The organism is Roseobacter insulae (assembly GCF_019375555.1).
Taxonomy (GTDB): domain Bacteria; phylum Pseudomonadota; class Alphaproteobacteria; order Rhodobacterales; family Rhodobacteraceae; genus Roseobacter; species Roseobacter insulae.
The window spans coordinates 384,084-403,136 of sequence record NZ_JAHXDN010000003.1 but is presented as its reverse complement, the minus strand read 5'-3'; the positions used below and the strand labels follow the sequence as shown (position 1 = coordinate 403,136).

Genomic DNA, 19,053 nt, shown 5'->3' with positions numbered 1-19,053 from the left:
CTATCCTTGCAGCATGTCTCAAGGATTTCTGAACAAAGCCTACAAGGCCCGCGATGCGGAACAGACACGCGCCCTCTATGATGACTGGTCTGCCAGTTACGAAGCCGAGGTGGCTGAAAACGGCTACGTCACCCCTGCCCGATGCGCCGAGGCGCTGGCCAGATATGTCCCGGATCAGTTGCGCCCGGTGCTGGATTTCGGATGCGGGACCGGGCTGTCCGGTCTGGCGCTGAAGCTGGCCGGATTTGAGACAGTGGACGGTATGGACCTGTCGGAGGAAATGCTGGCGCAGGCGCGGAAAAAACGCCTTTACCGCACCCTGACTTTGATCGAAGCGGACGCGCCCTTGCCCTGCCCGCCGGGTCACTACACGGCGATTGCCGCAATTGGCGTTATCGGCGCGGGTGCCGCCCCGATTTCAGTCTTTGACCTGTTGATGCAGGCCCTTGGAAAGGGCGGATTTCTCGTGCTGTCGCTCAATGATCACGCATTGGAAGACAAATGCAACGAAGCCCGCATCAACGAGTGGCTGGATTGTGGAGCGGCCCGTTTGCACTTTCGCGAACATGGGCCGCACCTGCCGGGCATCGGATTGGGGTCAAACGTCTACGTGCTTGAAAAGGCGTGATATTCACCACCCGGTTTGCCCCGTCGCCCACCGGGCCATTGCACCTTGGCCATGCCTATTCGGCGATGATCGCCCATGATATGGCCATGGCGCGGGGGGGCGAGTTCCTGCTGCGCATCGAGGATATCGACCAGTCCCGTGCCCGCCCGGCGTGGGAAGCCCAAATCTATGATGATCTCGCGTGGCTGGGTCTCACATGGCCGACCCCGGTCATGCGGCAATCGGACCGTTTGCCGGAATATGCGGCAGCTCTGGATGTCTTGTGGCTCAAAGGGTATTTGTACCCCTGCGATTGCAGCCGCCGGGATATCACGGAGGCGTTGAGCGCCCCACAGGAAGGTGCCCCGCTGTCGGGCCCGGATGGTCTGGTTTATCCCGGGACCTGCCGTGAAAAGGACCGGTTCCGGTATTCAGCAGACCGCGAAAGACCGGTGGGCCGCACGCTCCGCCTCGCGTCACGGGACGCGTTTACCGCGTGCCACGCACTGTCCGCGCCCAAGACGCTGCAGTTTGACGAAACGGGCCGCGGCCCGGATGGCCAGACCGGACAGATACCTGTCGTGCAGGATGAATTCGTGGAATGCGTGGGTGATTTCGTTGTTTCCCGCCGCGACATGGGCACCTCGTACCACCTCTCGGTCGTGCTGGACGATGCCGCACAGGGGATCACGGATGTGGTGCGCGGCGAAGACCTGTTCGAGGCGACCGAAATCCACGTCGTCCTGCAAGATCTGCTGGGACTGCCCACGCCACGGTATCATCACCACAGGCTGATCCGGAATGAGCGCGGCAAACGTCTCGCCAAGCGCGACGACGCCCGCGCGCTCACCACATTCAGAAACGAGGGGGCAACCCCTGACGACATTCGTCGCCTCGTGGGGTTATCAGTACCCGCGTGAGCGGGTTACTCCGGCTGCATCAATTCCACTTCGCCCCCGTTTTCAACGGCCGTGTAAAAGCAGGTGCGCCGTCCGGTGTGGCATGCGGGGCCGGTCTGGCGTACCTGCAACAGCAGGCAGTCCCGGTCGCAGTCCACCCGCAAAGACACGAGTTCCTGTATGTGGCCGCTGGTCTCCCCCTTGACCCAGAACGCTTGCCGCGACCGGCTCCAGTATGTCACCCGCCCGCTGTCCAATGTCCGGGCGATACTGTCGTGGTTCATCCACGCCATCATCAGGACCTCACCGCTCGTGATGTCCTGCGCAATGGCCGGAATAAGGCCGGCGTCGTTGAAGGTTAGCGCCGCGGGATCAAATGGAACAGCTTCGTGAGGCATTGCGAAAACCCTTTTGCATATTGCGCGCCAAGACTTATGTATGGGCTAACGCAATTTGCCTAATCCATAAGGCTCTCCATGTCCGGTGACAACGACCTGATCAAACTCTACTCCGGCCGCATTCTGGCGCTGGCCTCGGACATTCCGCGCCTGGGCCGTCTGGATAACCCGATGGCCACCGTCAAGAAACGCTCGCCGCTCTGTGGCTCCGCCGTCACCGTCGACATGAGCATCGAGGATGGCCGGGTGTCGGACTTTGCGCAGGATGTGAAAGCCTGCGCCCTGGGTCAGGCATCCGCAGCGGTTACCGGGGGTGCGATCATTGGTCGGAACCTCAGTGAACTGGAGGCCGCGCGAGATGCATTGCGGGCGATGCTGAAGGAAGACGGGCCGGTCCCCGACGCCCCGTTTGACGGCTTTGAAGTCCTCGAACCCGCGCGCAACTACAAAAACCGCCATGCATCGATCCTGCTCAGCATCGAAGCGGCATGCGAAGCGATGACACAGGCGTTGCAGGCGAATTGCGCCTGAAACGCATTGAAATTAGCAATTTTTAAGTAAATCCATGACAGTGATTTCCTGTGAAAATTCGCGGGGCCCTATGACTGTCCAACCACAGTTCACTGATAGAAAACATACGGATCGGCTGACCAAAGCGGCAGCGGCGCTGGGGTATGAAATTGTAGACATTGCCGGGTTTCTTGATCTTGTGGAGCAACACGCCCGAGAGCAGCGCAAAAGCCTGACCGTTCTGGATGAGCGCGCCGCCGACATGGGCCGGGCCAATTCCGATGTGCGCGACGCGGTTCAGACCATGGCGCAGCATACCGATGAGACCGCGCGCGACGTCGAATCCTCTGCGGCGCTGGTGCGCAAAACCGGGGAGCAGACCCGCAGTGTCGCGGGCTGGGTGCAGGACCTGTCCGAGCGTACGGAAGGGGTCAGCGACACCCTCAGCGCGGTCAAATCCAACAATCAGCAAATTGCGGGTATCGCCACACAGGTGAATACGCTGGCGATCAACGCCAAGATCGAAGCCGCCCGGGCAGGCGATGCTGGCCGCGGGTTTGCCGTTGTGGCCGATGCCATCAACGAGCTGTCGCAAAAAACCCGCGATGCTGCGGTAGAAATCTCCAATAATATAGAGCGGTTGACCGGTTGGATTTCCGAGCTGGGCAAGGAAGCCACAGAAGTTGCGACGCAAGCCAAGGATGTTCTGCAGAACGCAGGTGGTACCGATGACGCGCTCACCCGCATGGAGGCCTCTATCACCTCGGCGAACAAACAGGCGAAACGCATCTCCGAACAGGCCGAACGTGTGCAATCGGCCATGGGCGACTTTACCCCGGCTCTGGCCGGGATCGACACGGCCGTCAAAAGCACCACATCCGGCATCGAAACCACCCACGCGCGCATCCTTCGGCTGATCGACACATCGGAGATGATCGTGCAATCCACGGCGCTGCTGGGCGGCAGTTCCGTCGACAGCCCGTTCATTCAGCGCGTACAGGAGACCGCGCGCGCGGTGTCGACTGCTCTGGAAAGCGCGGTGGATCGCGGCACGATCACAATGTCCCGGCTTTTTGACCGGAACTACAGGCCGATACCGGGCAGTGACCCCGAACAGTTCCTGACGGAATACACCACCCTTATGGATGATCTGCTGCCGCCGTTGCAGGAACCGGTATTGGATATGGACCCCAAAGTGGTTTTTTGCGCCGCAGTCGATATCAACGGATATCTGCCGACCCACAACCGGGCCTTCTCCCAACGACCGGGTGACGATCCGGTATGGAACACGGCCAATTGTCGCAACAGGCGCATTTTCGACGATCGCGTAGGTCTGAAAGCCGGCCGCAGCACCGATGCGTTCCTATTGCAGGTGTATCGGCGGGACATGGGTGGTGGTGAATTCAAGATGATGAAAGATCTGTCAGCCCCCATCGTCGTGCAGGGCAAGCACTGGGGCGGATTAAGGCTTGCCTATACGTTCTGAGGCCATTCTGATGGACGCTGCCAAAAAAAACGCCGCACATCCCGAGCAGGATGGCGGCGTCAGGTAAAGCGTCTCTCACGTGGGACCCGGGGTTGCGCGGCAGGGGAGAACCCTGACGAGACGGGGAACAGGCAGTGTTCGTCTCATGTACCAGACTGGGGAAAGTACTGGCGCAAGCCCGGCGCGAGATCGCAGGCAGAAATCAGATAAAGGCCGGAAGGTGCAGCCCGACAACAAGCATGATGATCAAGGCGAGTGCACCCGCGGCGTCCTGCAGCAATGTCTGCTGTGACCGCGTTGCTATGGCTTTGATCTGCAAGAGTGTCGTCATGAAGGCCTCCCGTACTTGTTGCTTCTTTGTTCTCATTTTTTTAACCCTCTGTAAAGAACTTTTTAAGAACATTTGCGAACAAAACGGCTTTTCGTTGTTAACCAACTGAAATCAAACGGATCGCTTCTTCCTGCCGCATGAGCCACAGAAGCAATCGCGCCGCCGCGCCGCGGTCGCTGGCGAGCGTCGGATCGTCCGCCAACAGCCGCCTGGCGTCGGTTTGAGCAATCGCCATCAGCCCTGCCTGACGCTCCAGGTCCGCCACCCTGAACCGGGGAACACCGGATTGCGCCGTGCCGATCAGGTCCCCTGCCCCGCGCATCCGCAAATCCGTCTCGGCGATCGCAAACCCGTCTTCTGTTTCGCGCAGAACCTCCAGACGTTGTCGACCGCTTTCCGACAGCGGCGACTGATAGAGCAACAGACAAGTCGATTCCGCCTCGCCCCGTCCGACGCGTCCACGCATCTGGTGCAACTGCGCCAGGCCGAAGGTTTCCGCCCGCTCGATCACCATGATCGTGGCATTGGGTACATTGACGCCCACCTCGATCACCGTTGTCGCCACCAGAACCTTGCTGTCGCCCGTCTGGAAACGCGCCATCGCCGCGTCCTTTTCCGCCATCGGCATCTGGCCATGCACCATGCCCACCACCCCTTCTCCGAGGGCTGCGCGCAGGTGTTTGAAACGGTCTTCGGCGGCGGTCAGATCGACCGCCTCACTCTCTTCCACGAGAGGGCAGACCCAGTAACACTGGCGCCCCGAGGCGATAACGGCACGCAGCCTGCCGACAACCTCATCCATGCGGCCGGTGCTGATCAGCGCCGTCCTGATCGGCTTTCGTCCGGGCGGTTTCTCATCCAGGACGGAAACATCCATATCGCCGTAGCGGGCCAATGACAGCGACCGCGGTATCGGCGTCGCGGTCATCACCAACACGTCGACCGCCGTTCCCTTGCGCCCCAGTTCCAACCGTTGGCGTACGCCGAAGCGATGCTGTTCGTCCACCACCGCCAGTCTCAGGTCGGCAAACTCGACATCCGCCTGAAAGACGGCATGGGTGCCCACGAGCACATGGATATCGCCGCGCGCCAGGGCCTCAAGTTTGGCAAGACGGTCCCGCCCCTTGTCGCGGCCAGTCAAGACTTCCAGCACGACGCCGGCCTGTTCCGCAAGCGGATGCAGGCTCTCAAGATGTTGCCGGGCCAGAATCTCTGTGGGTGCCATCAAGACGCCCTGCCCACCGGCTTCAACCGCGCGCAGCAAGGCCATGAAGGCGACAAGCGTTTTTCCCGCGCCCACATCGCCTTGCAACAGGCGGTTCATCCGCACGGCGGAGGCCATATCGGCATTGATCTCCGCAATCGCCCGGGTCTGGGCGCCGGTTGGGGCGTAGGGCAAGGCCGCGACCACCGCGGCCTGCAGGTGACCATCTCCCAGGCTCATCCGGCCCTGTTTCCGACGCGCGCGCGCCCGCGCCAGCGCGAGGGTCAACTGGTGCGCCATCAACTCATCATAGGCCAGCCGCTCGCGTGCGGGCGCGGTATGTGCCAGATCCTCCTGACGCGACGGCCTGTGGGCAGCCTTCATGCTCGTGCCGAAATCAGGCCAGCCCGCCCGTGCTTTCTGCTCAGGATCGATCCATTCCGGAAAATCGGGCACCAGGGACAGGGCACTGGTGGTCGCCTTGTACATCACCTTCTGCGTGATCCCGGCGGTCAGCGGATAGACCGGTTCGAACCGGGGAATCTCGTCGCCATCATCCTCTGCCACAATGTGATCAGGATGCACCATTTGCGGCAGTCCGTCGAAAACCTCGATCTTGCCGGATACGATGCGCCTGCTGCCCTCAGGCAAGGTCTTTTGCCAGTAATCGCCGCGCGCATGGAAGAAAACCAGTTGAAACGCGGTGCGTGAATCGGTGACATCAATACGGTAAGCACCGCCTTTTGTTCGGGCCGGGCGATGGCCGCCAACCGTCACCGCAACCGTCAGCGTCGCGGGCAAAGTGGTGCCCTCGATGGTTTCCCGCCTGCGCCTGTCAATGCCAGAGTGGGGCAATGTGAACAACAGGTCACGGGGCGCGTCGACGCCAAGTGGTGCAAAATTCTGCGCCGTTTTGGGCCCGACGCCATCGAGTGACTGCAGGCTTGCAAACAGCGGGAACAAGCGTTCCGGCCGCCCTGTCATGGGCTCTCGATCAAGGCAAGCCAGGCGTCTTCATCGATCAGTTCCACCCCGAGGTCCGCTGCTTTCTTTGCCTTCGAGCCCGCGCCCGGACCGGCAATCACCAGATCGGTCTTGGCAGAGACCGACCCGGAGACTTTCGCCCCAAGTCGTTCCGCGCGCGCCTTGGCTTCTGCCCGGGTCATCTTTTCCAACGTCCCGGTAAAGACCACGGTCTTGCCGGCCACCGGACTGCCCGTGGTGTCCGGCCGGGCAACGGATTGAATGGACAGCTCCGCAACGAGGCGCTCGATCGACGCCCGCTCTGCCGGTTGCGCGAAGGCCTGCGTGAGAGAGGTCGCCATGCTCTCGCCCACGCCGTCTATGCCGATCAGGTCGTCCCATGCCGGGCCCGCCTGATCAGACGCGGATTGCATCGCCTCATCAAAACGCTCCCACGAGCCGTAATGCATCGCGATCATGTTGGAGGCAGCTTCGCCGACGTGCCGGATACCTAGCGAGAAAAGCAAGCGGGACAAGGATATGCTGCGCTTTTCGTCAATGGCATCAAAGAGATTGGACGCGGATTTTTCGCCCCACCCCTCCTTGTTCCTGAGCTGCTGAAGCCCGGACCCGAAACGCGCACTTAGGGAAAAGATATCGGCAGGTTCCCTGATCCAGCCGTCGGTGTAGAACTGTTCGACCTGTTTTGCCCCCAGCCCCTCGATGTCAAAGGCCGCGCGCGACACGAAGTGCTTGAGCTTCTCAACCGCCTGCGCGGGGCAGATGAGCCCACCGATACACCGCCGGACCGCATCGCCCGGCTCACGGATCGCATCGCTGTCGCATTCGGGACAATGATCCGGGAAAACAAAGGGTTGTGCGTCAGATGACCGTTTCGACAAATCGACATCCGCGACCTTTGGGATCACGTCGCCCGCCCGGTACACCTGCACCCAGTCGCCTACCCGAATGTCCTTGCCGTCCCGGATCGGCTGACCCTTGCTGTCCCGGCCGGCAATGTAATCCTCGTTATGCAACGTCGCGTTGGACACGACAACGCCGCCCACGGTGACGGGCGACAGCCTCGCGACCGGCGACAGTGCACCGGTACGTCCGACCTGGATGTCGATGGCCTCAAGCCGGGTCCAGGCGAGTTCGGCGGGAAACTTATGTGCAATTGCCCAGCGTGGTGTCGTCGACCTGAAGCCCAAACGGTCCTGCAGGTCAAGCGCATTCACCTTGTAGACGACACCATCGATGTCATACTCCAGCGTTGCCCGCTGTTCCTCGATCAGGCGATAGTGATCAACCATTTCACCCGGCCCATTACACAGTTTCGTCAGCGGATTGGTCGCAAAGCCCAAGGCACGCAGGCGGTCGATGGCCGCCATCTGGGTATCCGCCAGCGGTTCGGAGAGTTCCCCCCAGGCGTAGGCGAAAAACCGCAGCGGGCGGGATCTGGTTATGCTCGAATCCAACTGCCGTAGTGATCCGGCGGCCGCGTTGCGCGGATTGGCGAAGGTCTTGGCCCCGTTTTGCGACTGACGGGTGTTGAGCGCTTCGAAATCCGGATGGGACATGTAGACTTCGCCGCGCACTTCCAGAATATCGGGTGCCTCGTCGATCTGGCCGGGAATGTCGGTGATTGTTCTTGCGTTTGCGGTCACGTTTTCGCCAACCGCACCATCCCCGCGGGTTGCAGCCTGCACCAATGCCCCGCCTTCATAGCGCAGCGACAGAGACAGCCCATCGATTTTCGGCTCTGCCGTGTAGGCCAGTGCTCTGTCCTGCGCGAGCCCGAGATACTTGCGCACGCGGCCATCGAAATCGGTAATATCCGCCTCGTCAAAGGCATTTGACAAAGACAGCATCGCGACGGCGTGCGACACCTTTGAAAACCCCTCGGCGACCGGGGCCCCCACCTGATCCGACGGGCTGTCTGCCCGCTTGAGATGCGGGAAACGCGCCTCCAATGCCGCGTTGCGACGCTTCAGGCTGTCGTATTCCGCATCGGAGATTTCCGGATCGTCCTTGGTGTGATAAGCCGCGTTCGCCTGCTGGAGGATCTTCGCAAGCCTCGCCAGTTCCGCCCTGGCGGTTGCTTCGTCCAAGCCATCAATATCTGAAATAGACGCCAAAACCTGCCTCGTCTGTCCCGCATATCTCCGTAGATATGCTGTGCGTCAGGTCAGGTCCAGTTGTTATGGGCGATTATGTGATGCAGTTCGGCGCAGCCCCCTGCGCCGAACCGGCAGCTGCATCTCAGGCGCCGACGGCGAGGCGCTGTGGATCGTCGACCTGATTGGGTTCCGGGTCACGCAGTACATAGCCACGGCCCCATACAGTTTCGATATAGTTTTCACCCCCTGTGGCCGTGCTGAGCTTCTTGCGCAGCTTGCAGATGAACACATCGATGATTTTCAGTTCCGGTTCATCCATGCCGCCATAGAGGTGGTTGAGGAACATTTCCTTGGTCAGCGTCGTTCCCTTGCGCAGGGAGAGCAGTTCCAGCATCTGGTACTCCTTCCCGGTCAGGTGAACTGCCTTGTTGTCCGCGCTTACGGTCTTGGCGTCGAGGTTGACAGAAATCAGGCCGGTATCGATCACCGATTGCGAATGCCCCTTTGATCTGCGGATAATCGCGTGAATGCGGGCCACCAGCTCTTCCCGGTGGAAGGGTTTCGTCAGATAATCATCTGCGCCGAACCCGAAGCCCTTGATCTTGTTCTCGGTGTCATCGGCCCCCGACAGGATCAGGATCGGCGTTTCGATGCGCGACAACCGCAGTTGACGCAGCACCTCGTGGCCGTTCATATCCGGCAGGTCAAGATCCAGCAGAATAAGATCGTAATCGTACAGCTTAGCAAGATCGATCCCTTCCTCCCCAAGGTCCGTCGCATAGACATTCAGGTTTGCATGGGTCAGCATCAGCTCGATGCTTTTCGATGTTGTGGGGTCGTCTTCCACTAGCAGTACGCGCATGATTTTCTCCGCATCGGGTGAACGTTTATCTCGAAATTAACCGTGAACAAAAAAGGTTAATCACACGTTACCGTCTGCAAGAAACTTAGCGTAACAACTTAAGGTTGTCTATATTTTTGTAGAGCCGTCGCCTTCAAGGCATCTTCGCCATGCTCTGAAACGGCTTTTACCCACTCGTGAAATTCATCTTCGCTGATCTGGTATTTCTTCAGCGCATCGCTTTGTGAAATCAGCCCGTAGGCGACACCACGCACCACGGAAGCCTTGCGCGAAGCGACCCAACGTCTTGTATTTGCAGGCGGAAGATCGGCCTGCGTCATCACGCTGCCGTCGGCCAAGGTCACTGATCTGGGCCCATCAACTTTCTTTAGATACATCACTCATACCCGTTTTCACTTTGTTGAACACACCTTGACGTCAACGCCTTAAAGACCGATGAAGCGCGCTCTTGAGAGTAATTAGGATTTTCCTATATTTTCTCAGAACGTCCGGAGATGTCCAATGCCGCTTGACCGCACACCACCTCTGAACTCGCTCGGCTTTGCCAAGGCGCCCGCTGACACGCGGGTGGTCGTGGCCATGTCCGGCGGCGTGGACAGTTCGGTTGTGGCCGCCATGTTAGCCGAAGAGGGCTATGATGTTGTGGGTGTCACCCTTCAACTTTATGATCACGGCGCGGCCCTTGCCAAGAAAGGTGCCTGCTGCGCCGGTCTGGACATTCACGATGCACGGCGCGTGGCCGAGAAGATGGGCTTTCCGCATTACGTTCTGGATTATGAAAACATCTTCCGGGACGCGGTCATAGACGAATTTGCCGACAGCTACCTTGGTGGCGCGACACCGGTGCCCTGTATCCGGTGTAATGAACGGGTGAAGTTCAAGGACCTTCTGGAAACCGCCAAGGACCTGGAAGCCGATTGCATGGCAACCGGTCATTATATCCAGCGGAAAATGGGGGTCCGGGGAGCCGAACTGCATGCTGCTGCTGATGCCGCGCGGGATCAGAGCTATTTCTTGTTTTCAACAACCGGAGAGCAGCTTGACTTCCTGCGGTTTCCGCTGGGCCATCTCGCGTCCAAGGCCGAGACCCGGGCGCTTGCGGCCAAGTATGACCTCAGCGTGGCAGACAAGCCCGATAGTCAGGACATCTGTTTTGTCCCGAATGGCGACTATGCATCCGTGATCCGAAAGCTACGACCCGAGGCGGCCGACCCCGGCGATATCGTTCACGTCGACGGGCGTGTGTTGGGCCGTCACGGGGGTGTGATCAACTACACCATCGGGCAGCGCCGCGGCCTGGGTATCGGCGGGCTGGCTGACCCGCTTTACGTGGTGAAACTGGATCCCGGCGCCAAACAGGTGATCGTCGGACCTAAAGAGATGCTGGCCACCCGCACCGTGCCCGTGCGCGAGATCAACTGGCTGGGCGACAGCGCGCTTGCCTCACGGTCTGAATGGCATGTGGCCGTCAAGGTCCGCTCGACCCGTCCCCCGACCGAAGCCATCATCCGGCCGTTGAGCAATACCGAGGCGACGGTGGAACTGGTAACGCCCGAGGAAGGCGTTTCTCCCGGACAGGCGTGCGTGTTCTACGATCCCGACAGCAGCCGCATCTTCGGCGGCGGCTGGATTCACAAGGGATAAGCGTTCCGCGGGGGCATGACCCGACAGAGTCCCGAGGATGATGTCAGGCGAAGCCTGTCATTTGGATCACATCTCCTTAAAGGCGCGCCAGCACGGCCCGTGCGGCGCGCAGGCCCGGCGCTTCGGCACCTGCCCCCAATCGGTCCATTGTCACTTCCATGGCGGCCTGTTGCGCTTCCGGAGACGCCATGACCGCCAGCAGCGCCCGACCGATGGCGTCCGGTTTGCAGTCCGGTCCGAGAAATTCCGGCACAACGCGCGTGTCAGATACGAGGTTGACCAGCGTGACCGTATCAACAAGCGCCATGGCGCGGATCATCCGGAAGGTCAGCCAGTTCATCTTGTAGGCGATCACCATGGGCGTCCCTGCGGCCGCCAGTTCCAGCGAGACCGTGCCCGACGCGGCCAGCGCGACATTCGCCGCCCTGAAAGCCGCACGTTTCAGTGCACCCGCAGCCGCCAGCGACATGCCGCGGGGATCGAGAATGATCGGATCAATGGGCCAGTTCGCAGTCTGCGCGCGCACCAGTTCCGCCACCGGGGCCGCGGCCGGCACAACGATCCTCAGGTCGGGCACCTGCGCCACCACCGGCGCAACCGCCTGTCCGAAGACATCCGCAAGGCGCGCGACTTCCCCGCGCCGTGATCCCGGCAATACCAGCAGGATCGGGGCAGTACCAATCCCCTGCTCCATGCGAAACGCCTCGGCTTCCTCGCCCGTCGCCTTCGGCTCGGCCACAACAGGATGCCCGACAAAATCGCAGACCATGCCACCAACGGTCATCAGCGGCGGTTCAAACGGGAAGAGCGCCAGCACCTGATCGATCACTTCCGCCATTTTCCGCGCCCGACCGGGTCGCCATGCCCAGACGGTCGGGGCGACGTAATGCACGGTGCGCACAGTGCTCGCCGCCTTGACCCGCCGGGCCACCCGCAGGGAAAAATCCGGGCTGTCGATGGTGATCAGCACATCCGGTACGGTATCGATCACGCGGGCGGCCGTCTCGTTGATCCGCGCCATCAACGCGCGATACTTCGGTAAAATCTCGGCGATCCCCATCACGCTCAGCTCTTCCATCGGGAAGCGGCTGACGAGGCCCTCTGCCTGCATATCCTGCCCGCCGATGCCGTCGAACTCGATGTCATCGCGCAGCGATTTCAACCCCGCCATCAGGGCGCCGCCGAGCTTATCCCCCGAGGGTTCTCCGGCAATGATGAAAACCCGCATCAGGAGGCCGGGCGCGCCCAAAGTACGAGGCCAGCGGCATCGGCAGCCGCCCGCGTCGCCTCGGGCTCCAGAAGAATGACGCCGCCGGCCTCGACAACCAGACCGGCCAATCCGGCCCCCGCAAGGGCGGTGATTGTCGCGGGTCCGATGGTCGGCATGTCGACACGCAGGTCCTGACCTCTTTTCGGCGCCTTTACCATGATCGCGCGCGCCTTGGCCGCCTTCTCAGGCAGGCTGCGCAACATGTGATCGGTCCCGCCCAGTGTTTCGATCGCCCAGACCTGCCCGCCGCCGACGACGCAGCCCTGCCCGACATCCAGCGGTGCCAGCGCCTCCAGCACCGCCGCACCCCGATCCGCATCCGCCTGCATCTGTTCATCGGGCGGAGCCGCGCTGTGCACACCCTCAGCCACAAGGATATCCGGCGCCAGGTCATGGGCGGCGCGTATCGTGAACCCGCGCGACTCGAATATCCCGATAAAGGCCCGCAGCGCGCTGTCATCCCCGGTGGCCATTGCCTGCATCATTTCGGGCACCAGGGGCATCGTCGCGGCATCCAGAGCCGCAGGGTCAAACGCCGGGCGTTCGATGGCCCCGCAAAAACAGATGTCGGTGATGCCGTGGTCAGCGAGATCCGTCAGTAACGTGCCCAGATGTTCGAGGCGAAACCGTTTGTCCGCCTGTAAGGCGTCAGGGTCGAACCCGTCCATCACGCAGATATACGGGGGCTTTGGCTGCGAGCCTGCGATACGGGCGGGCAGTCCGCCCCGCCCTGCGATCAAGGCCAACATCAGCGGGGCGTCAGGAAGTGGCGGTCGCTGTCGGCGACGATGAATTCGACGATTTCGCGCACGTAGTCGCTGGTCGTCTCATCGCGCAGACGCCGCGCGCGGTCATGGAAGGTACCCTCCCCTTGTGCGAGCATCTGGAAGGCCGCGCGCAAGGCGGTGATGTCACCGCGCGCCACGCCGCGCCGCTTCAACCCGACGAGGTTAAGACCGTCCAGTTCGCCCCGCGGGGCCTGAACGAGGCCGTAGGGGATCACGTCATTTGTCACCATCGTCACAGCGCCGATAATCGCGCCGCGCCCGATGCGCACGAATTGGTGCACACCCGACAAACCGCCAACGATGACATCGTCTTCGAGTACGCAATGCCCTGCAATCGCTACCGAATTCACAATGATACACCGGTCACCGATGATCGCGTCATGTGCAATATGACACCCCGCCATAAACAAACCGTCATCGCCAACGCGTGTCACACCACCGCCGCCTTCGGTGCCGGAATTCATCGTCACATGTTCGCGAATGCGGTTCCGCTTGCCGATGATCAACTGCGACGCTTCACCCTTGAACTTCAAATCCTGCGGGATCTCTCCGATCACGGAGAAAGGGAAAATGACGGTATCTTCGCCGATCTGCGTGCGCCCGGTCACAACCACATGGCTTTTGAGATGAACACCCGCGGCCAGCGACACATCGGGGCCGACAATGCAGAACGGGCCGACAGTGGCACCGGGATCGATCTGCGCCCCGCTTTCGATCACGGCGCTGGGGTGAATGTTGCTCATGTGCGGTTATCCCAGATCCATCATTGCGGTGAATTCGCACTCTGCGGCCATCTCACCCTCAACCGAGGCCACGCCACCGAAACGCCAGACCTTGCCACCGGGTTTGCCGCGCAGGGTCGACACATTCATTTCCAGAACATCACCGGGGATCACCTTGCGCCGGAACTTGGCCTTGTCGATGGCCATGAAATAAACCTTCATCTCCTTATCCGCCATCTCCAGCGTGACACCCACCATGACGGCGGCTGTCTGTGCCATCGCTTCGATGATGGTGACGCCGGGCATAATCGGCATGCCGGGAAAATGGCCCTGAAAATGCGGTTCGTTCATGGTGACATTCTTGAGGCCCCGGGCAGATGTGGTGCCGTCTATATCCACAACTTTATCCACCAGCAAAAACGGGTAGCGGTGTGGCAGAATGCGTTGAATGAGCTGGATATCGGCGCTTGTTTGCGGGCTCGTCATGTCAGGTGTCCTTTTATCCTCAAGGGCTTGACCTCCTGCGTAGCAATTCACCCCTCCGGGAGCAAGCTTCCTGCGGGTCTACCTTCTCGGCGCGTCGGTGCCGTCTCCCAGAACCTCGTTCAGACGCTCGATGGCCTCACGCGTGATGTCGATCGCGTTGGCGCTGAGAAAGACCGACCGCCGCTCCATCACCACTGCAGCGCCTGCTTCGCGCATCAGTTGTTCCAGCACGGGCGCCGCCGCGTTCAGAAACACCACGCGCCGCTCCTCCAGCGCCAGATTGAGATCCCGGTTCTTGGCATCTTGCTGCCGCCTTGTGGATTGTACCTTTTCATCGAAGGCATCCGCCAGAACGCGAAAATCCTTGGGCGCCATGGTCGGACGTTTGTCCGTGAGCATCCTTTCTTCGGCGGAGAGCTCTTCTTCTATGCGCCTGTTCTCCGCTGCCAGATCAGCCCCGCGCGCCTCAAAGTCCTCGACCGTGCGCTTGCCGTAATCGCTGTCGGCAAAAAGGCGCTCGGAATCGATTGTCAGGATCGGGCTTTGAACCGGTCCCAGTCGTTGTGCATGCGCGCCGCCGGACAATCCGCACAGCCAGACGGTCGCCACGACCGCCAAGAGGCTTGCGACCCGCAGCACGGGATCAGAAGGTCGTGCTGAGCGTCAACTCAAAGGACTGATCGCGGTCGAAGTCCTCTTTCTTGATCGCGTCTGTGAAATTGAAGCGCAGCGGGCCGACCGGCGTGTTCCACAGGATCGCAAAGCCGATGACATGCCGGAACGATCCGCCCTCGCCCACGATGGTGCCGCCGGTGGTGTTCACGTCATCCAGATTCCACAGGTTGCCGACGTCATAGAAGAGCCCGCCCGTGATCCCGTACTCCTCCGGCAGGCCAATCGGGAATTCGGCTTCGAAACGCGCGGCGAGATACAGGTTTCCGCCCAAGGGGTCCTCGCCGCTTACCGACAGATCGCGCGGGCCGATGCCGCCGGGCTCAAACCCGCGAATGATATTGGTGTTCAGCAAAAAGCGGTCAACGGCGCGGTTGGTGCCGCCCTGCCATGTCAGCGCACCGCCTTCCAGGGAGGCGCGCAGGGTCACTTCCTCGTCGAATATCTTGGTTTCGCCGACAAGCCTCGCCTCGGTCTTGATGTATTCGCTGTCGCCACCGATGCCCGCGAAATCCTGCGTGAACTGAAACAGGACGCCGGCGTTGGGGTCCAGCCCGCCAAGCCGGGTGTCGTAGGTGTATTGATACCCGATGGAACTGCTGGACTGGGCGCCAACGGCGATTTCATTGGCGATCACTGCGCCGTTGGCGGGTGCATCGCGCTGCTGCATTTCGGATTCGTCAGCCGTATAGCGAATCTGCAGCCGGGTGTTTTCACCGATCGGGAAGGTCAAAGACGGCTGGAACAAAAAGCGTTCTGTGTCGTATGTCGTAAACGAACTGTCCGTCTCGGCGATGTCGAGCCGCAGGCCGAACGCGAGTTCCCGTCCCAGGAAGGCCGGTTCAATGAAGTTGATGCCGTAGCGACGGGAATCTTCCGTTGTCTGAACACTCAGGCTCAGTTTCTGGCCGCGGCCCAGAAAGTTCTCTTCGGCAAATCGTATCGCAAACCCCACACCGTCGTTGTTGGAGAAGGACGCACCGAAGCTGAAAGACCCCGTGGGCGCTTCTTCGACATCGACATCCACGACAACCTGATCGGGCGACGAGCCCTCGCGCGCGTTGACCTCGGCAGTTTCGAAATATCCCAAAGCCCGGATACGTTCAGCGGATTCGCGGATTTCCCGCGGGTTGAAGGGATCCCCCTCGACGCTTGTGAACTGGCGACGGATCACCTGATCCAGCGTGGTCGTGTTGCCCTCAATGTCAATGCGCTCGACAAAAATGCGCGGGCCCCGCGTCAGCACATATTCGATGTCCAGCGCAAGGTTGCGGTCATCCCGCGTCACCCGCGGCTCCACCCGCAGGAAATCCACGCCATCGCGCAGCGCCTGCCGTTCCATCCGCGCGATGTCGTTTTCGATTAGCGTTGGCGAATAGACAACACCGGTCTTGATTTTGGCGATGTCGAGGTAGCGGTCCGCGTCCACGCCGGGCACGTCGCTGCTGACCGTGATGTCACCGAATTCGAAGCGCTGGCCTTCCTGCACATTGAACACAAGGAAGTATCCGTCGCGTTCCTCTGTCAGCTGCGCATTGGCCGAGTTGGTCCGGAAATCAATGTATCCGCGCGACAGGTAGAAATCGCGCAAAACCTGCTTGTCAAATTCGATCCGGTCCGCGACCAGCGTATCGCGGCGCACAAGGGCGCGGAACAATCCCGCCTGTTTGCTTTCCAGCACCCGCCGCAGGCGACGATCCGAATAGGTGCGGTTACCGACAAAGCTGATGCGCTCGATCTCGATGTTATCGCCCTCGAATATCTCAAAGACGAGGTCCACCCGGTTGTCCGACCGGCGAATGATCGTTGGTGTCACCTTGGCCGCAAGACGCCCTTCATTCGCATAGGCTTCCGCAATATCGGCAGCATCCCGTTCCGCCTGCGCGGGGTTGAACACGCGGCGTTCGTTGGAATTGATCGCCGCGGCGAGCGCCTCATCATCAAGGCGCTGGTTGCCCTCGAAACTGATCCGGTTGATCGTCGGGAATTCGACGACGGTGATGCGCAGGCTGCTGCCCTGCGGATCGAAGGTGACCGTTTCGAAGAGACCTGAATCGATCAGCCGCTGGTAGGCGGCATTCAATTCGCCCGCGCTGATCGTTTGCCCCCGGGCGATTCCTGCCCGCGTCAGGATCGCGGCATCGCCGACGCGCGCATTGCCATCCACGATCACCGTGTTGAGCGTGTACTGCTGTGCGAAAACCGGGTCGGCTGGTGCCATCCAAGCTGCTGATAACAGAAGACAAAATCCAGCAGAACGCAGTGATGTTGTAAGTGTTTTGGAAAGCTCACGCTTTGACGAGCATACGCCCGAACTGCCCCGATTCATGACCTGCCCCGATCCTCAGAAAATTATGCTTATCTGAGTACCGCCATTGGCAGGTCTTGTCAAAACCATGTGGCTTAAAAACGCGGAACAACTAAATACGCGTCAGAGGCGGCTTTTTAGCTGTTTTCAATCAAAAATCGCGCGGCGCCCCCCAAGGGCGGGCAATCACCCGTAGTACGTGCCGATCCACGCACCGGCACCAAGCGCCAGAGCAATGGTGCCCAGATAGAGTGCACGGTCCCAGTTGAGATCCATCAGCAGGCTCAGACCACGGTATCCGTTATGTATCGCTTGCATTGCATTTCTCCGTTCCAGTGACCGCTGTGGTACAGGGCGAATAGGGCACCAATTTGGCCAATTGTGGCGCAATCATGGCATTTTCGTCTGAAAGCACCTGCCCGAGGGGTCACGGGCAGAACAAATCATTGCCGAGCGCGAAGACCATCAGGGTCAAAACCATCGCCAGGCCGATTGTCATCAGCACCCGCAATGCCTTGTCGCTGGGCGGTTTTCCCGAAACGGCCTCATAGGCATAAAACACCAGATGCCCGCCATCGAGCGCCGGAACCGGAAAGAGATTGAGCAAGCCGACTGCGGTGCTCAGAACAGCGATAAACCAGATGAAGGACTGTGCCCCCTGACTGGCCATCGCGCCGGACGTCTGGGCAATTCCGATCGGACCGCTGAGGTTGCAGGTGCTGATCGCACCGGTGATCATATGCCCCAGACCGGACAGCGAGCCTTCGATGATGCGGCCTGTCTGACGGACCCCACCCATCACCGCTTCTCCGAAACCCGGGGTTTCGGTTGCGGGTTCAAAGGCCAGCCCCCCCGCGATCCCGATCCGCCACTGGGTGGCGAACCCACCCTCGGGCTGCGGTTCATCCACGCGTTTGGGTGTCAGCGTCACGTCCAATTCATCTCCGCCGCGCCAGACCGTCAGGGCAAGAGACGCGCCGTTGCCCCCCTCGACCGCCGCCTTCAGCTGGTCGAAGGCAAAAATCGGCGCGCCGTCGACGGCGACGATCACGTCACCCACTTCCAGCCCTGCCCCCATTGCCGCGCTCTGCGGGCTGACGGCGGAGACGAGGGGCGGCAACAGATAAACACCGGGCACCACCCGTTCATCGCCCTCGCGGCGCACGGTGTAGTCCAGTACCGGTTCCTGAGGCAGCGCATCAATGAAGGCGGAATAGGCAACGGCATCTTCGGTGCTGGGCATCTCGCCCCCGGCAATGCCCAGCAACTCATCACCGACCTGAAGGCCGCGATCCGCGACCGGCAGCGGGCGCAATTCACCCACGGTCAGGGGATCACGTGACACGCCGCTCGACATCAACATGATCGCGAACACGATGATAGACAGGACGAAATTGAAAATCGGGCCTGCCGCAACTGTCGCCGTGCGCGCCCAGAGCGGCGCGCCGTGCATGGTGGCGCGCAATCTGGCCGGGTCGGCTTCGGCCTCTGCCATCGCCTCGTCATCCTTGCCAGAGGCGGCGTTGGCGTCGCCGGCGAATTTCACATACCCGCCAAACGGCAGGGCGGCGACCTGCCAGCGGGTGCCGCGTTTGTCCATCCGCGACCATAGCACAGGCCCGAACCCAAGGGAGAACACATCAGCCTGAATACCCGACCAGCGCCCGACAATGTAATGCCCGTATTCATGTATTGCGACGATCACGGAGAGCGCCAGCACAAAGGCAGCAATTGTCCATATCAGCCCGCCAAACTGCGGGATCAGCGCCAAAATATCCAAAAT

At 60.8% G+C, this 19,053-nt stretch carries 19 protein-coding genes; 5 read left to right on the top strand and 14 right to left on the bottom strand.

Annotated features, from left to right (window positions below; translation table 11 throughout):
- Positions 1-13: 13 nt before the first annotated feature.
- Together KX928_RS13445 and gluQRS are read left to right on the top strand one after the other, a co-directional pair.
- The gene (locus KX928_RS13445) at positions 14-628 is read left to right on the top strand and encodes a class I SAM-dependent DNA methyltransferase (RefSeq protein ID WP_219503334.1); all 615 of its coding nucleotides are present in this window, start codon (positions 14-16) and stop codon (positions 626-628) included.
- Positions 625-1,527, top strand: a complete 903-nt coding sequence (gluQRS, locus tag KX928_RS13440) for a tRNA glutamyl-Q(34) synthetase GluQRS (protein WP_219503329.1) — start codon at positions 625-627, stop codon at positions 1,525-1,527. Before KX928_RS13445 ends, gluQRS begins: the two co-directional genes overlap by 4 nt.
- Before the next feature lie 5 nt (positions 1,528-1,532).
- Here gluQRS and hisI read toward each other — a convergent pair whose 3' ends face one another.
- The gene (gene hisI / locus KX928_RS13435) at positions 1,533-1,904 is read right to left on the bottom strand and encodes a phosphoribosyl-AMP cyclohydrolase (protein WP_219503327.1); all 372 of its coding nucleotides are present in this window, start codon (positions 1,902-1,904) and stop codon (positions 1,533-1,535) included.
- Positions 1,905-1,982: 78 nt separating this feature from the next.
- Between hisI and KX928_RS13430 the strand changes: the two genes are divergently transcribed.
- Both KX928_RS13430 and KX928_RS13425 read left to right on the top strand, forming a co-directional pair.
- Positions 1,983-2,435: an iron-sulfur cluster assembly scaffold protein gene (locus KX928_RS13430; RefSeq protein ID WP_219503324.1), complete on the top strand. Its 453-nt coding sequence runs from the start codon at positions 1,983-1,985 to the stop codon at positions 2,433-2,435.
- 70 nt (positions 2,436-2,505) lie between these two features.
- The gene (locus tag KX928_RS13425; RefSeq protein WP_219503321.1) at positions 2,506-3,900 is read left to right on the top strand and encodes a methyl-accepting chemotaxis protein; all 1,395 of its coding nucleotides are present in this window, start codon (positions 2,506-2,508) and stop codon (positions 3,898-3,900) included.
- A 202-nt stretch (positions 3,901-4,102) separates the two neighbouring features.
- Here the strand turns inward: KX928_RS13425 and KX928_RS24075 are convergent, their stop codons facing one another.
- The 5 genes from KX928_RS24075 to sciP all read right to left on the bottom strand — a co-directional run bounded on the left by KX928_RS24075 (position 4,103) and on the right by sciP (position 9,757).
- The gene (locus tag KX928_RS24075) at positions 4,103-4,231 is read right to left on the bottom strand and encodes a hypothetical protein (RefSeq protein ID WP_257883755.1); all 129 of its coding nucleotides are present in this window, start codon (positions 4,229-4,231) and stop codon (positions 4,103-4,105) included.
- A 97-nt stretch (positions 4,232-4,328) separates the two neighbouring features.
- Positions 4,329-6,419, bottom strand: a complete 2,091-nt coding sequence (recG, locus tag KX928_RS13420; protein WP_219503318.1) for an ATP-dependent DNA helicase RecG — start codon at positions 6,417-6,419, stop codon at positions 4,329-4,331.
- Positions 6,416-8,536 carry an NAD-dependent DNA ligase LigA gene (gene ligA, locus KX928_RS13415; protein WP_219503316.1) on the bottom strand — a complete coding sequence of 707 codons (2,121 nt, stop codon included), beginning with the start codon at positions 8,534-8,536 and terminating at the stop codon, positions 6,416-6,418. The genes recG and ligA overlap by 4 nt, the downstream gene beginning before the upstream one ends.
- Before the next feature lie 124 nt (positions 8,537-8,660).
- Positions 8,661-9,380, bottom strand: coding sequence for a response regulator transcription factor CtrA (gene ctrA, locus KX928_RS13410; protein ID WP_219503313.1), 720 nt, complete (start codon positions 9,378-9,380; stop codon positions 8,661-8,663).
- Between the two features lie 98 nt (positions 9,381-9,478).
- On the bottom strand, positions 9,479-9,757 hold the full coding sequence (gene sciP, locus KX928_RS13405; protein ID WP_219503310.1) for a CtrA inhibitor SciP: 279 nt from the start codon (positions 9,755-9,757) through the stop codon (positions 9,479-9,481).
- 124 nt (positions 9,758-9,881) lie between these two features.
- On the opposite strand from sciP, the gene mnmA reads away from it, so the two are divergent.
- Positions 9,882-11,024 carry a tRNA 2-thiouridine(34) synthase MnmA gene (mnmA, locus tag KX928_RS13400; RefSeq protein WP_219503307.1) on the top strand — a complete coding sequence of 381 codons (1,143 nt, stop codon included), beginning with the start codon at positions 9,882-9,884 and terminating at the stop codon, positions 11,022-11,024.
- A gap of 76 nt (positions 11,025-11,100) precedes the next feature.
- Here mnmA and lpxB read toward each other — a convergent pair whose 3' ends face one another.
- The 8 genes from lpxB to rseP form a co-directional block, all read right to left on the bottom strand.
- The gene (gene lpxB, locus KX928_RS13395) at positions 11,101-12,252 is read right to left on the bottom strand and encodes a lipid-A-disaccharide synthase (protein WP_219503302.1); all 1,152 of its coding nucleotides are present in this window, start codon (positions 12,250-12,252) and stop codon (positions 11,101-11,103) included.
- Positions 12,252-13,043 (bottom strand): LpxI family protein, encoded by a 792-nt coding sequence (locus KX928_RS13390; RefSeq protein ID WP_219503299.1) that lies wholly within the window; start codon positions 13,041-13,043, stop codon positions 12,252-12,254. The genes lpxB and KX928_RS13390 overlap by 1 nt, the downstream gene beginning before the upstream one ends.
- Positions 13,043-13,825 carry an acyl-ACP--UDP-N-acetylglucosamine O-acyltransferase gene (gene lpxA, locus KX928_RS13385; RefSeq protein WP_219503296.1) on the bottom strand — a complete coding sequence of 261 codons (783 nt, stop codon included), beginning with the start codon at positions 13,823-13,825 and terminating at the stop codon, positions 13,043-13,045. Before lpxA ends, KX928_RS13390 begins: the two co-directional genes overlap by 1 nt.
- A gap of 6 nt (positions 13,826-13,831) precedes the next feature.
- On the bottom strand, positions 13,832-14,290 hold the full coding sequence (gene fabZ / locus KX928_RS13380) for a 3-hydroxyacyl-ACP dehydratase FabZ (protein WP_219503291.1): 459 nt from the start codon (positions 14,288-14,290) through the stop codon (positions 13,832-13,834).
- Positions 14,291-14,368: 78 nt separating this feature from the next.
- The gene (locus KX928_RS13375) at positions 14,369-14,929 is read right to left on the bottom strand and encodes an OmpH/Skp family outer membrane protein (protein ID WP_308342322.1); all 561 of its coding nucleotides are present in this window, start codon (positions 14,927-14,929) and stop codon (positions 14,369-14,371) included.
- Positions 14,930-14,933: 4 nt separating this feature from the next.
- The gene (gene bamA / locus KX928_RS13370) at positions 14,934-17,183 is read right to left on the bottom strand and encodes an outer membrane protein assembly factor BamA (protein ID WP_257883754.1); all 2,250 of its coding nucleotides are present in this window, start codon (positions 17,181-17,183) and stop codon (positions 14,934-14,936) included.
- A gap of 273 nt (positions 17,184-17,456) precedes the next feature.
- Positions 17,457-17,588, bottom strand: coding sequence for a hypothetical protein (locus tag KX928_RS24070; RefSeq protein ID WP_257883753.1), 132 nt, complete (start codon positions 17,586-17,588; stop codon positions 17,457-17,459).
- Between the two features lie 109 nt (positions 17,589-17,697).
- The gene (rseP, locus tag KX928_RS13365) at positions 17,698-19,050 is read right to left on the bottom strand and encodes an RIP metalloprotease RseP (RefSeq protein WP_219503285.1); all 1,353 of its coding nucleotides are present in this window, start codon (positions 19,048-19,050) and stop codon (positions 17,698-17,700) included.
- Positions 19,051-19,053: the final 3 nt, after the last annotated feature.

What these genes read in the sequence shown, in the direction of transcription:
- KX928_RS13445 (WP_219503334.1), top strand. Translation starts at nt 14, where the DNA reads ATGTCTCAAGGATTTCTGAACAAAGCCTACAAGGCCCGCGATGCGGAA.
- hisI (WP_219503327.1), bottom strand. Translation starts at nt 1,904, where the DNA reads ATGCCTCACGAAGCTGTTCCATTTGATCCCGCGGCGCTAACCTTCAAC.
- KX928_RS13430 (WP_219503324.1), top strand. Translation starts at nt 1,983, where the DNA reads ATGTCCGGTGACAACGACCTGATCAAACTCTACTCCGGCCGCATTCTG.
- KX928_RS13425 (WP_219503321.1), top strand. Translation starts at nt 2,506, where the DNA reads ATGACTGTCCAACCACAGTTCACTGATAGAAAACATACGGATCGGCTG.
- KX928_RS24075 (WP_257883755.1), bottom strand. Translation starts at nt 4,231, where the DNA reads ATGACGACACTCTTGCAGATCAAAGCCATAGCAACGCGGTCACAGCAG.
- recG (WP_219503318.1), bottom strand. Translation starts at nt 6,419, where the DNA reads ATGACAGGGCGGCCGGAACGCTTGTTCCCGCTGTTTGCAAGCCTGCAG.
- ctrA (WP_219503313.1), bottom strand. Translation starts at nt 9,380, where the DNA reads ATGCGCGTACTGCTAGTGGAAGACGACCCCACAACATCGAAAAGCATC.
- sciP (WP_219503310.1), bottom strand. Translation starts at nt 9,757, where the DNA reads ATGTATCTAAAGAAAGTTGATGGGCCCAGATCAGTGACCTTGGCCGAC.
- mnmA (WP_219503307.1), top strand. Translation starts at nt 9,882, where the DNA reads ATGCCGCTTGACCGCACACCACCTCTGAACTCGCTCGGCTTTGCCAAG.
- lpxB (WP_219503302.1), bottom strand. Translation starts at nt 12,252, where the DNA reads ATGCGGGTTTTCATCATTGCCGGAGAACCCTCGGGGGATAAGCTCGGC.
- KX928_RS13390 (WP_219503299.1), bottom strand. Translation starts at nt 13,043, where the DNA reads ATGTTGGCCTTGATCGCAGGGCGGGGCGGACTGCCCGCCCGTATCGCA.
- lpxA (WP_219503296.1), bottom strand. Translation starts at nt 13,825, where the DNA reads ATGAGCAACATTCACCCCAGCGCCGTGATCGAAAGCGGGGCGCAGATC.
- fabZ (WP_219503291.1), bottom strand. Translation starts at nt 14,290, where the DNA reads ATGACGAGCCCGCAAACAAGCGCCGATATCCAGCTCATTCAACGCATT.
- bamA (WP_257883754.1), bottom strand. Translation starts at nt 17,183, where the DNA reads ATGGCACCAGCCGACCCGGTTTTCGCACAGCAGTACACGCTCAACACG.
- KX928_RS24070 (WP_257883753.1), bottom strand. Translation starts at nt 17,588, where the DNA reads ATGCAAGCGATACATAACGGATACCGTGGTCTGAGCCTGCTGATGGAT.